This is a genomic window from Faucicola osloensis, from assembly GCF_020041925.1.
GTDB lineage: Bacteria > Pseudomonadota > Gammaproteobacteria > Pseudomonadales > Moraxellaceae > Faucicola > Faucicola osloensis_D.
In genome coordinates this window covers 2,066,543-2,090,765 of record NZ_CP083409.1, presented here as the reverse complement: position 1 = coordinate 2,090,765, position 24,223 = coordinate 2,066,543, and the positions used below count along the sequence as shown (strand labels likewise).

The window sequence follows — 24,223 nt, the reverse complement described above, 5'->3', positions numbered from 1 at the left end:
AACATCATGCCAAATACTACCGCCCCAAAGCCGCTACCCAAAAAAATCGGCATAGTCATCCCTGCTCATAATGAAGCCGATAGCATCAGCGCGTGTTTGAATGCGATTAAACAGGCGATTGCTCAGCTATCAAGCGACATATCGGTACAAACGGTGGTCGTGCTAGATAGTTGTGATGATGATACCTTATCAAAAGTACAAAATGCCCAAGTAGATTGGCTGCGCTGTGAGTTTCGCTGTGTGGGTAAAGTCAGGGATTTGGGCGTGCGCTACTTAATCGAACAAGGGGCTGATTGGATTGCTTGCACCGACGCCGATAGTATGGTGGAAGCTGATTGGTTAATGGCACAAATCAAACACTTAAAAGCTGAGCCCACCACTATGCCCACAGCCATGATATGTGGCGTAGTGAGCATCGATTGTTGGGATGCGTTGTCAGAGAGTACCAAACAACAATACCTCGCCCATTATCAAGATTGTATGAATCATCGCCATATTCATGGGGCAAATTTGAGCTTTACCAGTCAAGATTATGTGGCGGTGGGTGGTTTTGATGAATTAACTTGCCATGAAGATGTGGGTTTGGTCAAAAAATTTGAGCAAGCCAATTTACCCATTATTTGGAGTAATTTGGTACGCGTAGTGACTAGCAGTCGCCTTGATGCCCGCGCTGAGGAAGGATTTGCCCATTTTTTAAGGGACTTAGAGAATCAGCCTTCGGGTTAAATGAGAATCAGCCTTCAGCTTAAATGAAAACCAACCTTTGGCTCAAATCAAAATCAGCCTTTGGCTTAAATAAAGGTAAAAAGTTGGATTTAACACAGTTCACTTACAAAACTATTGTGATATTCCTTGCTATCTGCCGGTATTACTATATACTGGACAACAGCTAGAAAGCAGTCAGAAGTTTCAATCGCATTACATTAAGTCTATTCTAAGTTCGTTTCCATTACGCTTGTGTCCTAGATTTTAAGTCAATCGTGTATCAAAACTGCCGCAATTCTTTCATACCGAATAGAATCGTGTTGTGGCTTAGTTCCAGCTTTAGGGTCAGATGACCACTTTTAAAATCTATTTAATCAAGGACAATCCTATGTCAAATACTGTAAACGGCACCGTAAAATGGTTTAACGAATCAAAAGGCTTTGGCTTTATCGAACAAGACAATGGCGGCAAAGACGTTTTCGCACATTATAGCCAAATCGCAAGCTCAGGTTTCAAAACCTTAGCGGAAGGTCAACGCGTATCTTTCGTTGTGACCCAAGGTCAAAAAGGCGACCAAGCTAGCAATATCGTTGCTATCTAAGGTTAGCTAAGCCTACTATCGTAAATGGTCTGATAACGCGTGGCGTGAATAACGCGTCATTGATTGATTAGCCATTTGCATCGATAGCAAAAAATAGATATCAAAAAAGCGCTTATTTATTATAAGCGCTTTTTTTGTGTTTTGTGCTCACCCAACTATTGGGCTGACTCGGCTGACCATTGGTGGGCTGCTATGTACGGTTAAAAAAAGGTTATTGTGCATCCACTTTACGTTTTTTTTGTAGTTTGCGCTGTAGTGTGCGCCGGTGCATTTTAAGTACCCTCGCGGCTTCACTGATATTGCCTTGGCATTCATCTAATACTTGGTGGATATATTCCCATTCGTGATGTTCAAGTGACAAACGTTCATCTGTTGCACTACTTAGTGACTTTGTAGGGGCTACTACGATGTCCAATACTTTATAGATTTCGTCCAGACTACAAGGCTTAGGCAAATAATGATACGCGCCCATTTTGACCGCACTGACAGCGGTCGCAATGCTGGCATAGCCAGTAAGCATTAAAATTTTGGCGGTGGGCGTAATAGCGAGTAATGGCTCAATCAGATGAATGCCGTTGTCATCACCGATATTGAGATCCAATATAATAAGCTTGGGTAACTGCTTCTTTGCCAGTTGTAGCGCGCTATCGGCATTGCTAGCCGTCAATACCTGATTGCCCTGTTTTTCCAACGACTTTTTTAAAATACGGCAAAACACCTCATCATCATCAATGATAAGCCATGTCTCTGCTAACAGGGGTGGGTGTTGCAACCTAGTCTCCTACAACAAACTGGCGGGCGCATCGATTACTGGTAAAGTTATCTTCACGCACGTACCTGAATCATCTAACCTTTTTTTCACGGGTGAGTTTTGCTTATTGCTCAGCTCAAGGTGTCCGCCAGCATATTCTATAACCGTTTTGGCAATCGTCAAGCCAAGCCCTAAGCCATGATCAGATTCGATAGCAGTTTGGTGTTGGATACGCTGTACCATGCTACTGTCGATACCCTGCCCGTTGTCTTCAATTATAATCATCACGTTTTGAGCAAGCTGTACGCCAATATCAAGCCTTGTGGCTTGTGCCTGCATGGCATTATTGAGCATATTCATCACAATAGAATACAGCTGTTCTTCACTCAACGGAACAGCGATCGGTTGTGGTGGTACATTGAGCGCTACTTCAACATGGGGGTTAATAAATTGCCAATCATTGACGACTTTGGGGAGTAGCGTTGGTAAATTTGATGACGTTACCCATGCCAATGGCTCAGATTGCGCTGGCGGCAGCGCATTGGATTGGATATGGGATTTGAGCTTGTGCAACGACTGGCGGCAAACGTCGATTTGTGACTGTAACAGTTTAATGTCATCCAATAATTCATCGTCTTCATCTAATTGCTGGGCAATGTCATCGCTCAGTAATTGCATCGATGCAATCGGCGTGCTCATCTCATGGGCGATATTGGCAGCCAGACTACTGATAGCAAGCAACCGACGTTGTTGGTGAATGGCTTGCTGCGCTTGCTCAAGCGCCTGATAACTGCGGCTCATCGCTTGTTTAAAATAAACCGTTAAGGCAGTTAACATGATGGCGGCAAAAATAAAAACCCCAAACATACCCAGTAAATGGAGTTTTTGACCCACCGCATGACCATGGTGGCTAAGGGTCAGCGGCACATAACAATACCATAACAGCGTGTACAGCCCAACTGACAGCATCGACAAGCCGATGATGTGCACGGTGCGCATCACCATAGACGCCACTGCAATCACCGTCAAAAATAAGGTAATCAACGGATTGGCGGCGCCACCCGAATAATAAATAAAGGCTGACCACGCCAGTAAATCCCCAATAAATTTCGCCAACATGACCCAAGATTGTTGTGGGTGAAAGTGTCGAATAACCATTAGGCGTTTAGTTAGCTCAATGCTGACCCCATACATAATGGTAATCGTGAGCAAATGATTGATTTGCTGTTTGGCAACGCCCCATTGGTCGGCACAAATCATCGCCGCGACCATAATAGCTAACCAAGTATAGCGAGCAATCATCGGGGCTTTTGCGACGTTCTTGATGGCTTGATGCATAGGCAAACTTTTGACGAACCATAAAACAAGATTTTAGCATGAAGCAGCCGCACTGTGAGCGAACTTTGAGCGAATTAACATGTCAAAAGTAAATCAATGGCTAGTCAATGCTAGGATAACCATCAATACGCCAAAAGTTTTCTCTTTAAACCCTATGGATGATGGCATAATTTTTTTAATGTTAATGTTTAAAACTTTAAAGTGTGCTTATTTGCTGATTCAGTTACAATGAGATAAAGGCTCACTTTATGTTTGTAATTAAAAATTTATTTGAGTGCCAACTCACAGCTATCTTTGACGCTTTACAAATAGATGAGAAATGTACCATGGTCAATTTTCCTCAAAGTGCTAAGAATTTAACCGTTACCCTATTAATCAGCAGCCTGCTGTTGCTGGGTTGTCAAAAAATGAATGCTAAAGAAAACGCTAGCTATGCGCGTGCTACCAGCAAAGCGGATGTATTGCCGGCCGATACGTTAGCGACCTTACAAGGTTTGAGCCAAATCAATCCCAAATTAGGCAAAATGGGTCGTCATGTGATCGATCCCAACAAGCCAACTGTGGTGAAATTTTGGGCAAGCTGGTGCCCGCTGTGTTTGGCAACGCTCCAAGAAAGCGATGCATGGGCAAAGCAGTATCCCAATATGAATGTCATCACAGTGGCCAGTCCAGGTCATTTGAGTGAAAAATCTCCCCAAGACTTTCAAACTTGGTACACAGTGCTTGCCAAAGACTATACTAACCTACCGGTGCTTATGGATAACAATGGCAAGCTGATAAAACAATTTGGCGTGCAAGTCTATCCCAGTTTTGCGATTTTGGATAAACAAGGCAATTTATTAAAACTGGTCAAAGGCAATCTTACCCCAACACAAATCCAAGCCTTATCAGACAATGCCAGCAACGACTTTGCAGAACTCAAAGCCATGAATCAAGCAAAAAATCCGCCTAACCAGTCTGACCAAGCTGATGAGCAGGCTAATAACCAAGCTAGCAAGCAAGCCGCTAGCATCAAAGCTTTAGCCCCGATTAACCATGACGGTGTGTATTATCAAGCAGATGGTAAAACCCCGATTCGCACGCATACTATCTATCTAGCGGGGGGCTGTTTTTGGGGGCTAGAAGCCTATATGGAGCGCGTGGATGGCGTGGTTGATGCGATATCAGGTTATGCCAATGGCAATAGCGCGAACCCGAGCTATGAGCAGGTGATAGCAGGCTCAGGACACGCAGAAACCGTCAAAGTTATCTATGATATCGATAAAACCAATCTTGCGACCCTCTTAGCGTACTACGTGCGGGTGATTGACCCGACCAGTCTCAATAAACAAGGCAATGACCGCGGGGCGCAATATCGTACCGGCATTTATTATACCGATGCCAATGATAAGCCAATCATTGATAAAACCCTTGCCGATTTGGCAAAAAAATATCCGCAAAAAATTGTGTTAGAAAATAAACCCTTGGCGAATTTTTATGACGCAGAAAATTATCACCAAGATTATCTGAGCAAAAATCCCAATGGCTACTGCCATATTGATATTAGCCTTGCCAATCAAAAAATCCCCGTTATCAAAGCCTTAGCGCCTGCCACGACAGTCACTGAAGCACTCAATCCTACCCGCTATCAAAACTACGATAAAAATGTAAAAAGTCGATTGACCCAAGCGCAGTATGACGTCACCCAAAACGCAGCTACAGAGCGCGCCTTTAGCCATCAATACGACCATTTGTTTGCTAAAGGTTTATATGTGGATATCGTCAGTGGCGAGCCGTTGTTTTTATCCACGAATAAATATGATTCGGGGTGCGGTTGGCCGAGTTTTACCAAACCCATTAGCGCAAACGTCATTACCACCTCAACCGATAGCAGTTTTAACATGACACGAACGGAAGTGCGCTCGCGGGTCGCCAACTCACATTTGGGGCATGTGTTTGATGATGGTCCGAAGGATAAAGGCGGATTACGCTACTGTATCAATGGCGATGCGCTACAATTTATCGCTTTGGCAGACATGCAAGCGGCAGGCTATGGTGCACTTATGCCCTTGGTAAAATAGCCAGTCAACTAGGCAGCACGTTGACTGGTATCGATATCAAAAACGCTTTGACAAGCCATCAGCTGCCAAGGCGTTGTTGATTATGCTGAGAGTTTAAAATTTTTTTAAACATGCGCTTATAAAAATTTGGTCATAACTTTAAGCGGCAATATTTTCATACCAATCCCAATCGGCAGCCAAGGCCATGCCGGGACAAAGGCTTCATCCACTTTGGCTTCAATCGCTTCGACAATCGCCTCGACGCCCTCTTCTTCTGTACTTTCAAACGGCAAATATTTGGCACCGATATTGAGCTCAGTACGGATATACCCAGGGTAAATCGTGGTGACAGTAATCGGACGTTTTTCCTGCATCATATCAGCGCGAATGCCTTCAGCTAAATTTGCTAGTCCCGCTTTGGCGGCGGCATAGGTGGTAAGATGACGGGGCAAACCGCGAACCGCTGACATACTTGAGATGACCACCAACTGACCGCTGTTTTGCTGGCGAAAAATCTTCATCGCCGCCTCACACTGGGCAATCGCTGCGATAAAATTGACTTCCGCGGTATGGCGATTGGTCTCAAAGCGTCCATGACCAATGACGCGGCTATCACCCACCCCTGCATTGACGATAATTTTATCAATCGTTTTACCTCGGGTTTTGCAGTCATTCTCAAAGCTATCAAATACCGTAAAAATCTGATTATAATCGGTGACATCCAAAGTTTTGACAGCGACTTTGACAGGGTACTTGCTTTCAATGTCTTGCTTTAACGCAGTTAATCGCTCTTCTCGTCTCGCGCAAATTGCCAAATCATAGCCTAGATAAGCAAATCGGCGTGCCATCATCGCGCCAATCCCTGAGCTGGCACCGGTAATCAATACGGTTTTGCCTTGACCGATACCTTGTAGCTCAGCCAATGAGCGGCGATTGACCAGTTTGTTCATCACAAACTGACCGTATTTATCAATTTTTTGTAGCGTGTTTTCAAGTTTTTTCATCGTTTGGTTGCCTGTACCACTCAGTTATCGTAACAATAAATAAAAAATCATCAAAGAGTCGCTGATTTTATCATCACGACCCTTGTTTAGCCTACTGCAAATATCGCTATAGGCGTTAAATACATAAGATAAACAAGGATGGCGATAGGATTAACGATGACTGACACCCTTTAGCCCTCTATACTGGTTAGCCTTTCACACGCGTTATTTTATAAAAGACTTCTACTTGGTGATGTCAAATCTGTCGCCAAAGGCAAATATACAGGCTGGCAGTACCCTATATGAAGACAATAAAAAACCCAAATCAGCGCAAGGCCTCATTTGGGTTTTTTTACCATTCTTTGGTTTACGCCAAACCATTGACCCAGGTCAGTGGGGCGTTTTTCATCCAATCGCTCATCAGTGTCCACGGTTGTTCAGGGACGCACGCTTCATCAGGCTCGCCTTCAATCGCGATTGCCAATGCTTTGGTGCCGATTTCTTCACTCACTTCAAAGGGTAACGGTTTAGCACCTTCATTAATCTCAGTGCGTATATACCCTGGATAAATCGTTGACACTTTAATCGGTAACTCAGAGAGCAGCATATCGGCGCGAATCCCTTCAGCAAGCTTTGCAATCGCTGATTTACTTGCCGCGTATACTGACATATGTTTTGGCAGACCACGGAACGCCGACATACTTGAGATAACCACCAAATGACCGCTATTTTGGGCGCGAAAAATTTCCATTGCCGCTTCACACTGGGCAAGCCCTGAAATAAAATTGACTTCGGCAGTTTTGCGATTAATCTCAAAATTACCCTTGCCAATACGGCGACCCTCGCCGACCCCTGCATTGATGATGATACGATCAAGCTTGCCAAACTCTTGGGCAAAGTCATGAAACACTTTAAAAACCTGCGTATAATCAGTCACATCGAGTGCTTTTACACTGACTTTAATCGTCGGATTATCCGCTAATAAGTTGGCTTTGAGTTGTTCTAGGCGTTCGGTACGGCGTGCACAAATTGCTAGATTATAGCCCATGCGAGCAAAATGGGTCGCCATGCCTGCTCCCAGCCCCGAGCTTGCGCCAGTAATCAAAATGGTTTTACCCTTGCCCACTTGGTTATCTATAAAACCAGATAAGTCAGTGTTTGGGGGTGTCATTGTGGTTTGAACTTGCTGCAGTAATTCCGGTAGTGTTTGCATTATTTCTTCCTTAATTATTTATTAAATTTTTTAAACGTTAAATTGATAAGCTAAACCTTAGCGCCAAGTCACCATTTGCTCGCCTTGTTGATACAAATAGCTAAACTCATTAAAGGTTTGTAAAAAAACGCCTTGGTTACTCACGCGAAATTGGTGAACACTGGCGTTGGCGATATGCCAGTTCAAATCAAAAGCTTGCACATCCGATAGTTTCATCACTTGCTGCATGATACTGGCAATCACGCCACCTGAGGTAAATACCATCGCATGTTCATGCTCGCCAGTTTGCGCAATCAAGCACTCAAAACCATTCCAAGTGCGCTGCAAAAAGTGTTGCCAACTTTCATCATAATCGCTGTCGTACTGACCGCTTTGCCAACGGCTCATCGCTTGAGTAAAAATCTCAGTAAAGCTAATTTCAGGGTGTGTTTGACTGGATAAATACGCCATAAAACTGGCTTTATCCGCAAATGGCAATCCCGCTTTATAAAGAATTTGCTCATGATTAAACTCATTAAAACTGCTATCTTCACCGAGCAATAGCGGCATGGTCAAACTGGGATTTGCTATGTTTTGCACATGGTGGGTGATTTCGGTCAGTTCAATGCCTTCACGGGTGACATAATAATGGCTTAAAAAATGCTTGAGACTGTCCTTTTGCCGCGCCATACTGCCTGACATCAGCGCGTGCACTTGCCGACCTGACTGGCGAAAACTATCACCAAGCCACTGGGTCTGAGCGACACCTTTTGGGGACAGTTGGTCATAATTGTCTGCGCCAAATGACGCTTGCCCATGACGGACCAGGCTGATGAGTTTCATGAAAACCCCTATGATTTATTGTTATTTTTTTCGATAAGTTCGACACAGCGCTCGTGCAAGGCATTGACAATCACGCCAAAATCTTTGAACGCCGGATTATCCGTCTGCTGATGATAATAACGGTAATAAATCTGCTGCGCAATCGCTGCCAAGCGAAATACCCCAAACACTTCGTAAAAGCGCCAGTTATCCACTTTCAAGCCTGTTTTTTGCAGGTAATATTCGACCACTTCGGCACGGGTCATCATGCCTGGCAGGTTGGTCGGCTGACGGCGCGTAGCTTTCATCACCGCATTGTCATCGGCTTGAATCCAGTAAGCTAACGCACAGCCCAAATCCATCAAGGGATCGCCTATCGTTGCCATTTCCCAGTCGAGCACACCAATGATGTTGGTTGGATTGTTTGGGTCTAAAATCACATTGTCAAAACGCCAGTCATTATGAATCACGCTAGTTTTGACATCTTTTGGGGTGTTGGCTTTTAACCACTGGCGCACATCGGCAAAATCAGGCACATCAGGCGTGCGAGCTTGCTCATAGCGCTTGTCCCAACCCATGACTTGACGCTCGCAGTAGCCTTCGCCTTTGCCAAGTGCGACCAAATCAGGGTTTTGGGTGTAATCGACCTTGTGTAAATCAATCAACGCATCGACCACCTGCCTGCACAGCTCACTGACTTGCTGTTCGCTTAACGTCAACGCTTTTGGCAAATTGGCGCGGGGAATAATGCCCTCGATGCGATCCATGACATAAAAATCACAACCAATCACGCGGTCATCGGTACACAGGGCGACCATATTGGGGACTCGTGGGTATTGTGATTGCAGCGCTTTTTGGACTTTGTACTCACGCACCATATCATGGGCGGATTTGGCTTTGGTACCTTTGGGAGGACGGCGTAAAATCAAATCACGGTTGGCATATTTCAGGCGGTATGTCCAGTTGGATGCGCCCCCTGAAAATTGGGTGACTTCTGGTTCGCCTGTTAATTCAACACCTTGTGTTTTTAGCCAGTTAGTGACGGCTTGAATGTCAATCTCTTCGCCTTTGCGTACTGGGTTCGCAGTATCAAGCATAGTTTCATCCTTGTTTCTTATCTTGTTTTTTAACTTGTATTTTTAACTAGGTCAAATAGCAAAATGACGTAACCTGACATTACGTCTTTTTTGTTAGCTAGCTATCTTTTTTGTTAAATAGCTATTACTTATCTGGTAGTTATTTGGTCGTCGCTTGTTGGCGTTTTTTCACTTCCAGTTTGGCAATCATGCCTTTATGCACTTCGTCAGGTCCATCGGCAAGGCGTAGGCTACGGGCTTGGTTAAAAAACATCGGCAACAGCGTATCTTGGCTCACACCCATACCCCCATGCAGCTGAATCGCCATATCGACGACTTCTTGTAATACCGTTGGGGCGACCACTTTAATCGCTGAGATTTCGGTTAACGCCGCTTTGGTGCCAAGTTTATCCATTTTATAGGCAGCATACAGGGTTAACAGACGCGCTTGGTCAATTTTGACACGGGCGTCAGCGATACGTTCACGGTTGCCCCCTAAATCAAGCAGCGGTTTGCCAAATGCGCTACGGCTTAGCCCGCGATCGATGGCAAGCTCCAGCGATTTTTCTGCAGCACCAATACAACGCATACAGTGATGAATGCGACCTGGTCCTAAGCGCCCTTGTGCAATTGCAAATCCCTCGCCTGCCCCGCCGATGACATTGCTAAGCGGCACACGCACGTTGTCAAAACGTATTTCGCCATGTCCATGCGGTGCATCATAATCATTAAATACTTTGAGCATGCGTTCAATCTTGACGCCTTTGGCATCTATAGGTACCAGTACCATGGTATGCTGATGGTGGCGATCTTTGTTCTCGTCTGGGGTGTGTGCCATAAAAATAATAAGTTTAGCGTTTGGATCGCCCAAACCTGATGACCACCATTTGCGACCGTTGAGCACAATTTCATCGCCTTCGACAATCGCCGTGGCTTGCATATTGGTGGCATCACTACTGGCCACTGCAGGCTCTGTCATGCCAAACACGGAGCGAATCTCGCCTGCCAATAACGGCATTAACCATTGCGCTTTTTGGGCATCGTTACCGTAGCGCCAAATTAATTCCATATTGCCACTATCGGGCGCATTACAGTTGAACACATGGGGGGCAATGAGACTTCTGCCAGACAACTCAGCAATATGGGCGTATTCTTGAACGCTTAATCCTTGACCGAGCTGCTCGTCTGGCAAAAACATATTCCATAAATTTTGCGCACGGGCTTTGGTTTTTAATTCTTCAAGTTTGGCAGGCCATTGCCAAGTCGTCCAATCGCCTGTCGGATTAAGCTTATGCGCCGCTTGCCAAAATTCTGCTTCAATCGGTTCGATTTCGGTTTGAATAAATGCTTTGGTACGGGCGATGTAATCTTTTGCTTTATCGCTAAGTTGGAATTCCATTGAGCCTTGTCCTTTTTTGGCTAAAACAATCATTGAATCAGCTTAACGGATTTGTTATCATGAATAAAATGATTTTAATTAGTACAATACCATGAATAAAATTCATACCACTGAGAGGTCTTAGCCAAACTATTGAGCAAATAACCGCCCTCTAATTGTTGTAAGGTATCGTCCAAATGTTGCATAAAAACCCGTTAAAGCAGCTTGATTTGAATCTGCTTAGGCTATTTATTTATATTTTTGAGCTTAAAAATCTTACCCATACCGCAGAAGCCTTACATTTGAGCCAATCGGCGATTAGCCATGCGTTAGGTCGTCTGCGCCAATCATTGGGGGACGAACTTTTTTATCGGGAAAAAGGTGAGCTGCACCCCACCCTGTATGCCAAACGGCTTTATCCCACCGTCAAACAAAGCTTTGAAAATCTTGAACAAATATTTCAAACTAACCATTTATTAAGCGACAGCAAACTTGGCGAGCTGGCGCAGCAGAGCTTTGCTAAGTTGACGATTGCCATGCACGATGAAATTGAATTGATTGTGTTTAACAAATTGGTCAGCCAAATTCATCAAGTCCTGCCCAATTGCCAAATCACCAGTAGCCGGCTCAATCGCTCAGCGCTTGCGCATGAACTAAAAGTTGGACAGCTAGATTTTGCCATTGATGTGGCGCGGGTGGTAGATAGTGAGATTGTGCATCAACCCTTGTTGCGAGATGAGTTTGTGCTGGTGCTGTATGCGCCAAATTTTGCCGCTGAATTGGCGAATCAACCGACTCTCACCCAAGCCCAGTATTTTGCCAGTCAACATATAACTGTGTCATCACGGCGGCTAGGTTTGTCGATTGAAGATAGTTTATTGTCCAAAGCAGGTTGGCAGCGGCAGAGTAAAATCCGTTGCCAACATTATGCCACGGCTTTTCAATTGCTAAAACAAGACAAGCTCTTGCTCACCTTACCGCGCCAGTTAGCCACCACATTTTTGCCACCCGCTCAAGGCTGGCAGATTTTGGATTTGCCGATTGAGTTGACTCATATCGAGTTACACGGCTATTGGCACCAACAACAACAGGTTGACCCGCTGTATGGGTGGCTAAGACAGCAGATTTTTAGTGCGTTTCATTAGCTCGTTTCATTAGCTTGTTGCGCTTATTGATTATTTATAGGCTATTGATGATTTATTCAGACAATAGCTGCTCAATACGGCCAGCGTGACGCTCTTGCTGTTTAGCGAGAGTCAAACGATTGGCGATGATGATTGATTTTAACTCCGCTAATGCCACGTCGAAATTGTCATTAATCACCACATAATCAAAATTCACGTATTGCGACATTTCATTGACCGAACCAGCAAGACGTCTTTCAATCACTTCTTGACTGTCTTGCCCGCGATTGGAAAGCCGCTGGCGCAGCGATTGGCGGTCGGGCGGTAGGATAAAAATGGTCGTGGCATCGGGACGCAATTTTTGCACTTGCAGCGCGCCCTGCCAGTCGATTTCTAAGATGACATCTAAGCCATTGCTCAGCATAAATTCTACTGTGGACTGGGCGGTACCATAGTAGTTTTCAAACACTTCAGCATGCTCCAAAAATTCACCTTTTTTAATCATATCAGCAAATATCTCGCGGCTGACAAAATGATAATGCTGCCCATCAATCTCACCAGGACGTGGCTTGCGAGTCGAATGCGAGATACTAACCGCCAAGTCATTGGTCGTTGCAATCAGCTGTTTGACCAGCGATGTTTTGCCAGTACCGCTTGCTGCGGTGATGATAAATAATGAGCCTTTGGTCATGACATATCCTTAGGGGTTTGATTAAATAAGTAGTAGCCATTTTTGAATCGGCTATTTTAGCAATTTTTGCTAACAATTTCTGCGTAATTTAGCCCTTGAATACCGATTCGCTGATTTTTTACGTTTAACATATTTTGCGTGTATGAACTCATGGTAAACTAGCCACATGAATCATCAATGACTGAAGAACTGCGTTATGAAAATTTTACTCGCCAATCCCCGTGGTTTTTGTGCTGGGGTCGATAGAGCCATCGAAATCGTCAATGTCTGCCTTGAGCGCTTTGAACCACCTATTTATGTGCGCCATGAAGTGGTACACAACAAGTTCGTGGTAGAAGACCTTGCCAATCGCGGTGCGGTATTTGTCGAAGAGTTGGATGAAGTGCCGGATGGGGCGATTGTGATTTTTTCAGCGCATGGCGTCTCCAAAGCCGTGGAAGATGAAGCCGAACGCCGTGATTTGACGGTGTTTGATGCCACTTGCCCACTGGTTACCAAAGTCCATATCGAAGTCAATAAATTTGCCAAAACAGGCGTAGATGCGGTGTTGATTGGTCATGCCGGTCATCCAGAAGTAGAAGGCACGATGGGGCGCTTCGATCCACAATACGGTGGGCGTATTCACTTAATTGAAGATGTGATGGATGTTGCTAACCTTGATTTACCGACTGATACTGATTTGGCATTTGTCACCCAAACCACCCTATCGATGGATGACACCGCAGAAGTGATTGATGCGCTAAAAAATAAATTCCCCAAAATCCATGCGCCGCGTAAAGATGACATTTGTTATGCCACCCAAAACCGTCAAGATGCGGTCAAGGAACTTGCGGCGCGTTGTCAAGTGGTGTTAGTGGTGGGCTCACCCAATTCATCCAACTCTAACCGCTTGCGTGAACTCGCGGAGCGCTTGGGCGCCAAAGCGCATTTGATTGATAATGCCGGCGAAATGCAAAAAGACTGGTTTGCAGGCGTGGATACGGTAGGCGTGACTGCGGGTGCATCCGCGCCTGAAGTATTGATTCAAGAAGTATTAGATACCTTACAATCTTGGGGCGGCGAAAAACCTGAAGAATTATCAGGTATTTTGGAAAACGTGACCTTTAGCTTACCCAAAGCGTTACGCTCACCCCAACTGTCTAATCCTAGTGAATCCAAGATTTAAAAGAGATATAGTATCGGATAGATGGCAAGTAAAGCCGAGTATAAGTATGCTCGGCTTTTTATTGGTCATTTAATTATTGAATATTTAAACCATGCTTGCATCATTTTTTCATTATTTAAAAAATTGTGCCGCTTTTGCTTGAAATAGTTTTGCATTCACCCTAACTATAACAACAAACCATCATAAATTGGGTTAATTATTTTTATTCTTACTTTTAGGAGTTACTTACTATGGCAGATTCAAACAAACCTGAGCCAAAAAAACATAGCTTTGAAGCGGAAGTCGCGCAGCTATTACATCTAGTCACCCACTCGCTTTATTCAAATGCGGATATCTTTGTGCGTGAGCTAGTGTCAAATGCGTCTGATGCCTGTGACAAGTTGCGTTTTGAAGCCAATCAAAACGACGCACTGTATGAAGGTGACAGTGAACTACGCATTCGCATTGATATTGATAAAGATGCCAAAACCATCAGCTTTATTGACAATGGTATCGGTATGAATGAAGTCGATGCGATAGAACATTTGGGTACTATTGCCAAATCAGGCACCAAAGCTTTCTTAGAAAAATTATCCGATGCACAAAAACAAGACGGTAACTTGATTGGTCAATTTGGGGTGGGTTTTTATTCAGGTTTTATCGTAGCGGACACCATCACGGTGGAATCGCGTAAAGCAGGTGAGCCTGCCAGCCAAGGCGTACGCTGGGTTTCAGACGGTACCGGTGAATTCACCACCGAAACCATCGAAAAGCCTACCCGTGGCACGACAGTGATTTTACATATCACCGATGAACACAGCGAATACCTTGACCGCCAAAAAATCAAATCTTTAGTCAATAAATATTCTGACCATATCAGCTTGCCAATCCAAATGCGCAAAGAAGTTTGGCAAGAAGAAGAACTCACTGACGCGCAAAAAACTGCTAATGCAGAAGCAGGGGGCGAAACTGCTAAAGGTGAGATGCCCCAAGGTCAAATGATAACCACTGACGAATGGGAAACCATCAACCAAGCCAATGCCCTATGGACGCGCTCACCTTCAGAAATTGAAGACGAAGAGTATAAGGAATTTTATAAAAATCTTACCTATGACTATGATGAGCCGCTAACTTGGACGCACAACCGTGTCGAAGGACGTCTCCAATATACCCAGCTGCTATATATCCCTAAAAAAGCGCCGTTTGACCTGTACCAACGTGAGCAAAAACACGGTCTAAAACTGTACGTCAAACGTGTATTTATCATGGATGATGCCGAGCAGTTATTGCCGATGTATTTGCGTTTTGTCAAAGGGGTGATTGATACCGCTGATTTACCGCTCAATGTCAGCCGTGAAATCCTGCAAGAGTCTCGCGATGTCAAATCTATCCGCGATGGTAACGCCCGCCGTATATTGACCGTGCTAGCTAGCCTAGCCAATAGCGATGAAGCCGAAAAGCAAGAAAAATATAAACAGTTTTATGCTGAATTTGGCAACGTCTTGAAAGAAGGCTTGGGTGAAGACCAAAGCAATATGGATAAAATTGCCAAATTATTGCGCTATGCCACTACCACTGATGACAATGTGGTAACAAGCTTTGACGACTATAAAGGTCGTATGAAAGACGGTCAAAAGGCGATTTATTATCTAACAGCTGAAAACCTTGCCGCCGCCAAAGCCAGTCCGCAACTTGAAGTATTTAAGAAAAAAGGCATTGAAGTCATCTTGATGACCAATCCGGTTGATGAATGGGCAATGAACTTTATGTTTGAGTACGATGGCACACCGCTACAAAACATCGCTAAAGGCGCGGTAGACTTGGGTGATTTGACCGATGAAGCCGAAAAAGAAGAAGCCAAAAAAGCGGAAGAAACCTTCAAGCCTGTGGTAGAAAAACTCAAAGGCGTGTTGGGTAGCCGGGCTAAAGATGTGCGCGTGTCAAATCGTTTGGTGGATAGCCCTGCTTTGCTGGTGACTGCAGATGGTGAACTATCGCCACAAATGATGCAAATGCTCAAACAAATGGGTCAGCCTGTGCCAGAGAGCAAGCCAATTTTGGAAGTCAACCCAAACCATCCGCTCATTCAAAAATTGGAAAGCGCGGAGCAGTTCGATGACCTCGCCCAAGTGATTTTTGACCAAGCACTACTTGCCGAAGGCGGTCAGCTTGAAGACCCAGCCGCTTATTTAAAACGCGTCAATGCGTTGTTGATGAAGTGATGTTGGCTAGGGGCGTAATGCTTACGCCCTTTATAAATAAAGTCGGGCATTTGCTCGGCTTTTGTACTTTAGCGCTCGGCAAGCATACACTGTTTGGGAATTTGCTTGCGATTGAGTGAGGTGATACAGCCCCAACTGCCATCGACTTTACTATCACCAATACGGTACATGGTCAGCGTCTGACCATTGAGCCAGCGATTGGGAAACGGCACGCCTCGTACTGTCGCTTGAATCATACAATGACTGTCTTTTGGGATGCTTTCTGCTTGGGTCAGCACTTTTAACACCACTTTTTGGTTATCTGTGCTTAGCGGTGTATTGACAGGACATTGGCCGGTGGCTTTGTAGATGGCATCGACTCGTCCCTGTGCGCTTTCTACGATATCAAGCACTTCGAACAGCGTGGCATTGGCTTTTTGTTTGGCATAAATCGGCAAAAACTGCACTTGTATTACAAACAAAGAAAACGCATAAAACCCAAAAGCCAGCGCCAAACCCACCAAACTTACCCCGCCGTGCCTGCGGATATGAGCCAACTGTTTTTCCTCATCCCGCGGATACATTTCAATGGCATCGGCGATTTCACGGCGCGCCATCCGATAATAATAAGCATCGCTCCAACGTGCCACCATCACCGACCAAAACAGCCATATCACAAGCCCAATGCCAATACGTAGCGGCATACGAATCGCTTCATCAAGATTGCGTATCAATAAATACTCTATTGCTACCAAAATGATGGTGACATTAAGCTGAATAAATGACCATCCCGCCACCGAATAGACAATGCTATCTAAGAATCGCTTACGGTATAACAGCCAAGGAAACGTCATCAAAAACCCTGCCCAATGCCACTTTGCCGTCAATCGTCCTGCCTGATCAAACTGGGCAAAACGCTTGAGATAATACGCCTGAGAACGATTGCCTATAAAGGCTTTGTCATACATCAGACGCTGTTTATCAGTTAGCTGTGGCTGCCAAAATGGCGGCGGTGATGTTTTTTCAAGAAATAACATGGCGATTAGGGATTATCCATTGGTTGTTTTCACTTGTTGAGGTTTTCACTTTTTGGGGTTTTCACTTATAATAGCCGAATTTTATCACAACCACCCTTTATCACACCAACTACGATTTTGCAAATGATGACACCCCAACATACCCAAACTTCTGAGACAGTCACTTCGGCTAGCACCGATGCCCAATACCTTTCTCCCAATCTCTCCACTACCCCACAACCGAATGATGAAAACCCTGATTCATCCCCGCACTATCGCGCCATTCAAACTTTTATGAAACGCAAAACCCATGTGGGCAAAAAGGCAGAAGCTGGGTTACAATCAGACTTTGCCCATTTTTTTGTCCAGCCCAATTTAGACGCAATTCAAGCGATGGATATCGGCGGCATAACCAATTTGCGTGAGCTATTTTCAAACCCTGATGCGCCTTTGACACTCGAAATCGGCTTTGGTATGGGCACAAGCTTGGTGGAAATGGCAAAAAATGACCCAACACGCAACTTTGTCGGCATTGAAGTGCATGAGGCAGGACTGGGTAACTGTGCATTTTTGGCAGGGGAATTGGGTCTAAATAACCTCAAACTCATCAGTGGCGATGCCATTGCCCTGATGCAGCAATTACCGGCGGCGCATATTGACACGCTGCAGTTGTATTTTCCTGACCCTTGGCAAAAAAAGCGCCATTACAAACGCCGTTTTGTCAGTGCTGATCGCATGAAGGTAGTGGAACGGGTGCTGAAAAAAGGCGGCATATTTCATGCTGCCACCGATTGGGAACATTATGCCCACTGGATGATTGAAGTCATGGATGGTTTAACCGCGTTTGCAAATGTCGAAGGCAAAAACAGCGAAGGTATAGGTAACTTTTTGCCGCGTCCCGATTTTCGCCCCCTGACTAAATTTGAAAAACGCGGTATGGAGGAAGGTCGCGCTATTTACGATATTATGTATCGCAAAGTTTAGCGCGTTGACAATTTTATGCCATAAACAGGATAATCACAGCGATTATCCTTTTTTTATGCCCAGAATTTTTCTACAATGTGACTTTTCGTTATTAGATGGTATCTATCAGGATGTCGATTAGCGTGTGATGCCACGTAAAACCTCTATGACTGCTATCAATTTTTAGTGGTTTTATTACCTTGAATCGGGATGACCTTAGGAGTGATGGGATGACACCCGTTTATATTACATTTACGTTGTATTTGATTTTGGTATTGGGCATCGGGTTTGCGGCATATTTTGCCACGCGTAACTTTGATGACTATATTTTGGGTGGCCGTAGTCTGGGCAGTTTTGTGACCGCAATGTCGGCAGGTGCATCAGATATGTCAGGATGGCTGCTGATGGGGTTACCTGGGGCGATTTATGTATCGGGGCTTAGTGAATCTTGGATTGCCATTGGCTTGGTGATTGGTGCGTATTTTAACTGGCTTTTGGTGGCGGGTCGACTGCGGGTGCATACTGAGTTTAATAACAATGCGCTAACTTTGCCTGAATACTTTCACCACCGCTTTGGTGCCAACAATAAGTTGGTTAAAATTGCTTCAGCGGCGATTATTTTGTTTTTCTTTACGATTTATTGCGCCTCAGGCATTGTCGCAGGTGCGCGACTATTTGAAAGCTTGTTTGAAATTGACTATGCCACGGCTATGTGGCTAGGCGCATTTGCCACCATTATCTATACCTTTATTGGAGGATTTTTGGCGGTAAGCTGGACGGATACTATTCAAGCAAGTTTGATGATTTTTGCGCTGGTATTCGCACCCATCATGGTTTATTTAAACTTAGGCGGTATGGATGAAATTCATGCGGCGGTCAGTATGGCGGCACAGGCAAACAACAAAAACTACGGTAACTTGCTGTTTGGAACGTCATTGGTCGGTATCATCAGTGCGGCTGCGTGGGGCTTGGGTTATTTCGGTCAGCCACATATTTTGGCGCGTTTTATGGCGGCAAATTCGGTCAAATCACTAAATAATGCCCGTCGTATCGGTATGACTTGGATGATTTTATGCCTAGCAGGCGCGGTGGCAGTCGGTTATTTTGGGCTTGCCTATATGACAGTGCATCCTGAACAAACTGCTATCTTAAAAGATAACAACGAGCGTATCTTTATCGGTTTGGCACAATTGTTATTTAACCCTTGGATTGTTGGTGTGGTATTGTCGGCTATTTTGGCGGCGGTCATGAGCACCCTCAGCTGTCAATTATTGGTATGCTCAAGCGCGATTACAGAAGATTTTTATAAAGGGTTTATTCGCCCTACTGCCACGCAAAAAGAGTTGGTTTGGATTGGTCGATTCATGGTGCTTTTGGTTTCAGCGATTGCCATTGTCATCGCCCAAAACCCAGACAGCAAAGTGTTAGGGTTGGTCTCTTATGCATGGGCAGGTTTTGGCGCGGCGTTTGGTCCTGTGGTGTTGATGTCGTTATTTTGGCGACGTATGACTGGGACAGGCGCGTTGGCAGGTATGCTCGTAGGCGCGTTGACGGTCATCGCTTGGAAACCATTAACCGGTAGCAGTCTTTATGAAATCGTACCAGGCTTTATTTTAGGCATGATTGCTATCTACGTGGTGTCGCTGTTAACGCCCGCATCTGATAAAGTCATGGCACGTTTTGATGATGCCGATAAAGCCTATAACGCAGCTCGTTAATATTGAATAACAATTTAAATAGTCATTTAAATGACAAAAAGGGTGATACAGCTATCGCCCTTTTTTTATTGTCATTTTTATTGTCATTTTTATTGTCATTTTTATTGTCAAATGAAAAACAACTAAATAACAGACAACAAAAAAGCCAAACATCAAAATGCTTGGCTTAGCAAAATACGGGACTTGTCAAAATACTGGCTGTTAAGTTATTTGCAAATGGTGGCGATGAAGAGACTTGAACTCTTGACCTCACGATTATGAGTCGTGCGCTCTAACCAGCTGAGCTACATCGCCATGTTTGGCAAATTTGCAGGGTTTAGGCAGAATTTTGAAACTATTTCTTGCCTGTCATGGGGTGCATATTATGCGTATTTAACCCTATGTCGTCAAGCATTTTGTCACATTTTTTTTCATTTTCTCAAAATTTAATTTTTTGCCTGTCGTGGCTGAGCATTGCCTGACTGTTGGCTTCAAAATCACTTGAAATGACAAAAACCCGTGAACGTCACTTGAATTTTTGCATATATTTACCATAATAGTATCAACGTGCCAAAATATTATATTGGTTACTGTCATACTCTCCTAATCTCTCAACCTTATGATTTATCACAACGATAAAAACCCATAAAAGGAAGCACTCTTGAGCGATACCATCAGCAGAACGGTCGATTTATCATCTCTAAAAGCCCACCAACTCAAAACCCTATTGGGCGAATACAATAACCATATTAAGTACCTTGAACATCGTCTGTCAGTCCACATTCACCAACGCAAAACTGATTTTGTGATTTCAGGTGAGCTCGATTCAGTCGCGCGTGCTGAGCGTATCTTGGCACAGCTTGCCGATGAAGCACAAAGCAACGACGTCATCTCGCCAGAAGATTTGCACCTGCTCGTGCAAACGAGTTTTAGCCGTGAGCAAGATTTAGCGCTAGAAAATGATGCCGCTAGCGAAAATGGTAGCGAGCGCGCCGATAGCACGGAATTCACCCCGATTAGTTTGAGAACCCGTAAAGGAAAAATCATCCCACGCGGTTACAACCAACAGCAATATGTCAAAAAAATCTTACTCTCTGATGTCTCGTTTGGCGTAGGACCTGCAGGTACGGGTAAAACTTATCTCGCGGTGGCTTGTGCGGTGGATATGCTAGAGCGCAATGAGATTGAGCGTATTTTGCTTGTACGCCCTGCGGTAGAAGCAGGGGAAAAATTGGGCTTTTTACCAGGGGATTTGACCCAAAAAATTGACCCTTACCTACGCCCACTTTATGACGCTTTATATGAAATGCTAGGGTTTGAAAAAGTGGCAAAACTGATTGAAAAACAAGTCATTGAAGTAGCCCCCCTCGCCTACATGCGCGGTCGTACCTTAAATAACTCGTTTGTGATTTTGGATGAAGCACAAAACACCACCCCTGAGCAGATGAAAATGTTCTTGACCCGTTTGGGTTTTGGCTCCCGTGCGGTCATCACGGGCGATATGTCACAGGTGGATTTACCTCGTGGCACCAAGTCAGGCTTGCGGCATTCGCTAGAAATCTTGGCGGATATTGAAGAAATTCATGTGACGCGGTTTGATAGCAAAGATGTGGTACGCCATCAATTGGTTCAAAAAATCGTGCAAGCCTACGATAAATACGATGAAGCGCAAGAAGCGATTAGAGAAGCCAAAAAGCAATCGCGCCTACTTGAACAAAGCCAAGCACAGTCCCAAGCCGCAAGCTTGGCTATCGCGGTGACGGATAACAACGCCCCGATTAATAAAGCTCCGATTGATAACGCACCGATTGATAACGCACCCATTGATATCGGTATCGCGGAGTAGCTTATGTCATCAGCTTTGCCAACCCAAATTGATTTAACAGGTGATTTAGCAAGCGCTTTGCCGCAAGCGCCGCTTAGTCAAGTGCCGATGAGTCAAGTGATAATTAGTTTTGCTGAAGACTTAATTGCGCTGCCAAATTTTGGCGAACTTGAAGCCTTGTACCAACAAGACAAGATTGTCGCTATTTTGCAGCAAGTTCTGCAGTATTTTCAAACTCATCAAGACACCACTGAGATACCTAGTCAACTGGGTGAAGTTATCTTTCAAAAAACCGTTGAATTAGAAATTTATGTCACGGAGCCTGTGGAAGCTCGCGCTATCAATTTCGATGCGCGTGGCAAAGACTACGCCACCAATATTTTATCCTATGCCAGTGAGTTGCCTGAAGCTGTACTAGAATTACTGCCGGCATTGCCGCTAGGTGAACTAGTGATTTGCCATGCGGTGGTAGTCAGTCAAGCCGCTGAACAAGGCAAGACCATTGAGCAGCATCTGACCCATTTGCTGGTGCATGGTATGCTGCATTTGCTAGGTTTTGACCATGAACTTGGGCAAGCTGAGCAAGATGAAATGGAAGCGATTGAAATCGCTGTCCTTGATAAGTTATCCGTTGCCAACCCTTATGAGTAAAATTTCAATTGAGTAAATCTATCACCAAATCAGGTATTGGCATCATCTACGCCGGCGGCACTTTTGGCAGTTATGGCAAACCGCTTGCCAGCTTAGATGCCGATATTTTCTTACCTGTGTTATCACAGATACTGCACACCCATTTTGCCACCTACCCAAACCATGCACACGACCCTGTGGACTGGCGGATATTGGATAATGATGTCATTAAAGACAGTAGCCAGTTAACGCCTGCCGATTTTGCGCATTTTTATCAATTGATACTACAAGCCATTGGGCAAGGGCTTCGCCAATTTGTGGTGCTAACAGGCACGGATACGCTCAGCTACCTCGCGGCTTTTTTGGCAGAGTGTTTTGCTGGTAGTCATATCAGTATTTTGGTCACGGGCGCAATGAGACCTTTGCTTGATAGCAATGTGTTAACCGATTACCGCATCGACCCGCAGAGCGATGCCACGCAGAATTTATTTGATGCCTGTAAATTAGCCTGTCATGGTGAGCCTGGGGTGCGGGTGTGTTTTTCTGGTGAAGATTGGCCTGCCCAAACTGTACAAAAAATTCATAGCCATGATTTAATGGCGTTTGTGGGGCACCACCGTGCTGGTTATCCTGCCAATAGCTATACCGCAAAAATCACCCAGGCTCAGCATCAACTGTGGCTAGAAGATCGGTTGAGTCAATTGCCGCAAGTGTTTGACAGCTTGTCCCATGCCAATATTGCGACACTCTATCTGACGCCCGTGGATACGCATTTGCTCGCCACTCGCTTGGATAATTTATTGTCTGAAAAACCTGATGCCATCATTATTTTGGCATTTGGTGCAGGCAATGTGCCGTATGCCGAATCCATTAAAAACCAATTATTACAGGCGAAAAAACAAGGCTGTCTGGTTGCAGTGACCACCCAATGCGCGTATGGCGGCGTCAGCCAAGCGTATGAAGCGGGGGCATGGCTGGCTCAATGTGAAGTTTTGATGACGGGGCGGTTGACCTTACCTGCCATATTTGCGCGTCTGCTATGGTTGATTGGCAATTATGATACCCCTGCTCGCCGCCGTCAGCGCTGGGCGCATTGTCTAAAAGATACCCACAGCGTCGCCTAATAACTGATTAGTTGTTATACTAGGCTTTTTTATCGTAGGTTTTGGCAAAATTGGCTTTTTTATGACTGTAAATACTTATGCGATCAGCATTGAATTTATTGGTACTCGCTATCGCGGTTGGCAACGACAACAAGAAGTTGATAGTATTCAGCAGCATGTTGAAGCAGCGTTATCAAAGATAGCCAATGAACCCATAGAAGTCATCGCTGCAGGTCGTACTGATGCAGGCGTCCATGCGTCAAATATGATTGCTCATTTTCAGACCACTGCCACGCGTCAGCCTTATAATTGGCTGCGTGCCGCAAACTCTCTACTACCTGATGATATCGCGGTGCGCTGGATACAAGTGATGCCCGCTGAGTTTCATGCGCGCTTTTCTGCCATTGCTCGACGCTACCGCTATATTACCCTCAACCATCCCTTTCGACCTGCGATACTCAATCAGCAAATTACCCATGAATACGCCCCGCTTAATGTCCAACTGATGCAGCAGGCAGCGACCTATCTGGAAGGCACCCATGATTTTACCAGTTTTCGTGCCGCTTCCTGCCAATCTAATCAGCCTGTGCGCCATGTCCATTTTGCCAAATTGATTCAGCATGGTGAGCTATTGGTACTGGATATCCAAGCCGATGGTTTTTTGCACCACATGGTGCGAAATATTATGGGTACGTTATTTGAAATTGGGCGCGGTGAAAAGCCAGTCGCATGGATGGAAGCATTGCTACTGAGCAAAAACCGGTCACTTGCGGCAGCGACGGCCTCTGCCGATGGGTTATACTTTATCAATGCGCTATATCCACCCCAATTTCAATCACTGTTACCGGCAACAAGGCTCTCCCCTATTTGGCTAAATTTGCCTGAATAAGGGCACGATGAGCGCAAATCTTTTAGCTGTTTTTTTCAATTGATTGATTTGGGGG

At 44.9% G+C, this 24,223-nt stretch carries 21 protein-coding genes and 1 tRNA gene; 12 read left to right on the top strand and 10 right to left on the bottom strand.

Annotation, left to right across the window (positions count from 1 at the left end; all coding sequences use genetic code 11):
- Nucleotides 1-6: 6 nt before the first annotated feature.
- Nucleotides 7-726 carry a glycosyltransferase family 2 protein gene (locus LAJ61_RS09295; protein ID WP_224053675.1) on the top strand — a complete coding sequence of 240 codons (720 nt, stop codon included), beginning with the start codon at nt 7-9 and terminating at the stop codon, nt 724-726.
- 367 nt (nt 727-1,093) lie between these two features.
- Nucleotides 1,094-1,306, top strand: coding sequence for a cold-shock protein (locus tag LAJ61_RS09290; protein WP_050324216.1), 213 nt, complete (start codon nt 1,094-1,096; stop codon nt 1,304-1,306).
- Nucleotides 1,307-1,517: 211 nt separating this feature from the next.
- Here the strand turns inward: LAJ61_RS09290 and LAJ61_RS09285 are convergent, their stop codons facing one another.
- Complete coding sequence (locus tag LAJ61_RS09285; protein ID WP_224053674.1) at nt 1,518-2,078, bottom strand: response regulator transcription factor; 561 nt, start codon at nt 2,076-2,078, stop codon at nt 1,518-1,520.
- A 9-nt stretch (nt 2,079-2,087) separates the two neighbouring features.
- Entirely contained in the window at nt 2,088-3,395 is a 1,308-nt protein-coding gene (locus LAJ61_RS09280; protein WP_224053673.1) for a sensor histidine kinase, read from the bottom strand.
- 326 nt (nt 3,396-3,721) lie between these two features.
- On the opposite strand from LAJ61_RS09280, the gene msrAB reads away from it, so the two are divergent.
- The gene (gene msrAB, locus LAJ61_RS09275) at nt 3,722-5,455 is read left to right on the top strand and encodes a bifunctional peptide-methionine (S)-S-oxide reductase MsrA/peptide-methionine (R)-S-oxide reductase MsrB (RefSeq protein ID WP_224053672.1); all 1,734 of its coding nucleotides are present in this window, start codon (nt 3,722-3,724) and stop codon (nt 5,453-5,455) included.
- Nucleotides 5,456-5,571: 116 nt separating this feature from the next.
- Here the strand turns inward: msrAB and LAJ61_RS09270 are convergent, their stop codons facing one another.
- From LAJ61_RS09270 to LAJ61_RS09250, 5 genes are all read right to left on the bottom strand, one after another.
- The gene (locus tag LAJ61_RS09270) at nt 5,572-6,384 is read right to left on the bottom strand and encodes an SDR family oxidoreductase (RefSeq protein WP_224054847.1); all 813 of its coding nucleotides are present in this window, start codon (nt 6,382-6,384) and stop codon (nt 5,572-5,574) included.
- 400 nt (nt 6,385-6,784) lie between these two features.
- Nucleotides 6,785-7,588: an SDR family oxidoreductase gene (locus LAJ61_RS09265; RefSeq protein WP_224054846.1), complete on the bottom strand. Its 804-nt coding sequence runs from the start codon at nt 7,586-7,588 to the stop codon at nt 6,785-6,787.
- Nucleotides 7,589-7,687: 99 nt separating this feature from the next.
- Complete coding sequence (locus tag LAJ61_RS09260) at nt 7,688-8,452, bottom strand: histidine phosphatase family protein (RefSeq protein ID WP_224053671.1); 765 nt, start codon at nt 8,450-8,452, stop codon at nt 7,688-7,690.
- Between the two features lie 8 nt (nt 8,453-8,460).
- Nucleotides 8,461-9,528, bottom strand: a complete 1,068-nt coding sequence (locus tag LAJ61_RS09255; protein WP_224053670.1) for a phosphotransferase family protein — start codon at nt 9,526-9,528, stop codon at nt 8,461-8,463.
- A 139-nt stretch (nt 9,529-9,667) separates the two neighbouring features.
- On the bottom strand, nt 9,668-10,906 hold the full coding sequence (locus tag LAJ61_RS09250; RefSeq protein ID WP_224054845.1) for an acyl-CoA dehydrogenase family protein: 1,239 nt from the start codon (nt 10,904-10,906) through the stop codon (nt 9,668-9,670).
- Between the two features lie 176 nt (nt 10,907-11,082).
- Here LAJ61_RS09250 and LAJ61_RS09245 point away from each other — a divergent pair, with 176 nt between their 5' ends.
- A complete protein-coding gene (locus tag LAJ61_RS09245; RefSeq protein ID WP_224053669.1) occupies nt 11,083-12,030 on the top strand; it encodes a LysR family transcriptional regulator in 948 nt (315 codons plus the stop codon).
- 52 nt (nt 12,031-12,082) lie between these two features.
- Here the strand turns inward: LAJ61_RS09245 and gmk are convergent, their stop codons facing one another.
- Nucleotides 12,083-12,700 (bottom strand): guanylate kinase, encoded by a 618-nt coding sequence (gene gmk / locus LAJ61_RS09240; protein WP_224053668.1) that lies wholly within the window; start codon nt 12,698-12,700, stop codon nt 12,083-12,085.
- 196 nt (nt 12,701-12,896) lie between these two features.
- Here gmk and ispH point away from each other — a divergent pair, with 196 nt between their 5' ends.
- The gene (gene ispH, locus LAJ61_RS09235; RefSeq protein WP_204156272.1) at nt 12,897-13,865 is read left to right on the top strand and encodes a 4-hydroxy-3-methylbut-2-enyl diphosphate reductase; all 969 of its coding nucleotides are present in this window, start codon (nt 12,897-12,899) and stop codon (nt 13,863-13,865) included.
- A 230-nt stretch (nt 13,866-14,095) separates the two neighbouring features.
- Nucleotides 14,096-16,066, top strand: a complete 1,971-nt coding sequence (htpG, locus tag LAJ61_RS09230) for a molecular chaperone HtpG (protein WP_224053667.1) — start codon at nt 14,096-14,098, stop codon at nt 16,064-16,066.
- A gap of 68 nt (nt 16,067-16,134) precedes the next feature.
- Here htpG and LAJ61_RS09225 read toward each other — a convergent pair whose 3' ends face one another.
- A complete protein-coding gene (locus LAJ61_RS09225; protein ID WP_224053666.1) occupies nt 16,135-17,082 on the bottom strand; it encodes a pilin in 948 nt (315 codons plus the stop codon).
- A gap of 123 nt (nt 17,083-17,205) precedes the next feature.
- Between LAJ61_RS09225 and trmB the strand changes: the two genes are divergently transcribed.
- Together trmB and putP are read left to right on the top strand one after the other, a co-directional pair.
- On the top strand, nt 17,206-18,045 hold the full coding sequence (gene trmB, locus LAJ61_RS09220) for a tRNA (guanosine(46)-N7)-methyltransferase TrmB (protein WP_310586010.1): 840 nt from the start codon (nt 17,206-17,208) through the stop codon (nt 18,043-18,045).
- A gap of 209 nt (nt 18,046-18,254) precedes the next feature.
- Nucleotides 18,255-19,742 (top strand): sodium/proline symporter PutP, encoded by a 1,488-nt coding sequence (putP, locus tag LAJ61_RS09215; protein ID WP_224053665.1) that lies wholly within the window; start codon nt 18,255-18,257, stop codon nt 19,740-19,742.
- 217 nt (nt 19,743-19,959) lie between these two features.
- Here the strand turns inward: putP and LAJ61_RS09210 are convergent.
- Nucleotides 19,960-20,036, bottom strand: a tRNA-Met gene (locus tag LAJ61_RS09210).
- 346 nt (nt 20,037-20,382) lie between these two features.
- On the opposite strand from LAJ61_RS09210, the gene LAJ61_RS09205 reads away from it, so the two are divergent.
- From LAJ61_RS09205 to truA, 4 genes are all read left to right on the top strand, one after another.
- On the top strand, nt 20,383-21,567 hold the full coding sequence (locus LAJ61_RS09205) for a PhoH family protein (RefSeq protein WP_224053664.1): 1,185 nt from the start codon (nt 20,383-20,385) through the stop codon (nt 21,565-21,567).
- Between the two features lie 3 nt (nt 21,568-21,570).
- Nucleotides 21,571-22,197, top strand: coding sequence for an rRNA maturation RNase YbeY (gene ybeY / locus LAJ61_RS09200; RefSeq protein WP_224053663.1), 627 nt, complete (start codon nt 21,571-21,573; stop codon nt 22,195-22,197).
- Nucleotides 22,198-22,205: 8 nt separating this feature from the next.
- A complete protein-coding gene (locus LAJ61_RS09195; RefSeq protein WP_224053662.1) occupies nt 22,206-23,300 on the top strand; it encodes an asparaginase in 1,095 nt (364 codons plus the stop codon).
- Between the two features lie 61 nt (nt 23,301-23,361).
- On the top strand, nt 23,362-24,168 hold the full coding sequence (gene truA, locus LAJ61_RS09190; RefSeq protein WP_224053661.1) for a tRNA pseudouridine(38-40) synthase TruA: 807 nt from the start codon (nt 23,362-23,364) through the stop codon (nt 24,166-24,168).
- Nucleotides 24,169-24,223: the final 55 nt, after the last annotated feature.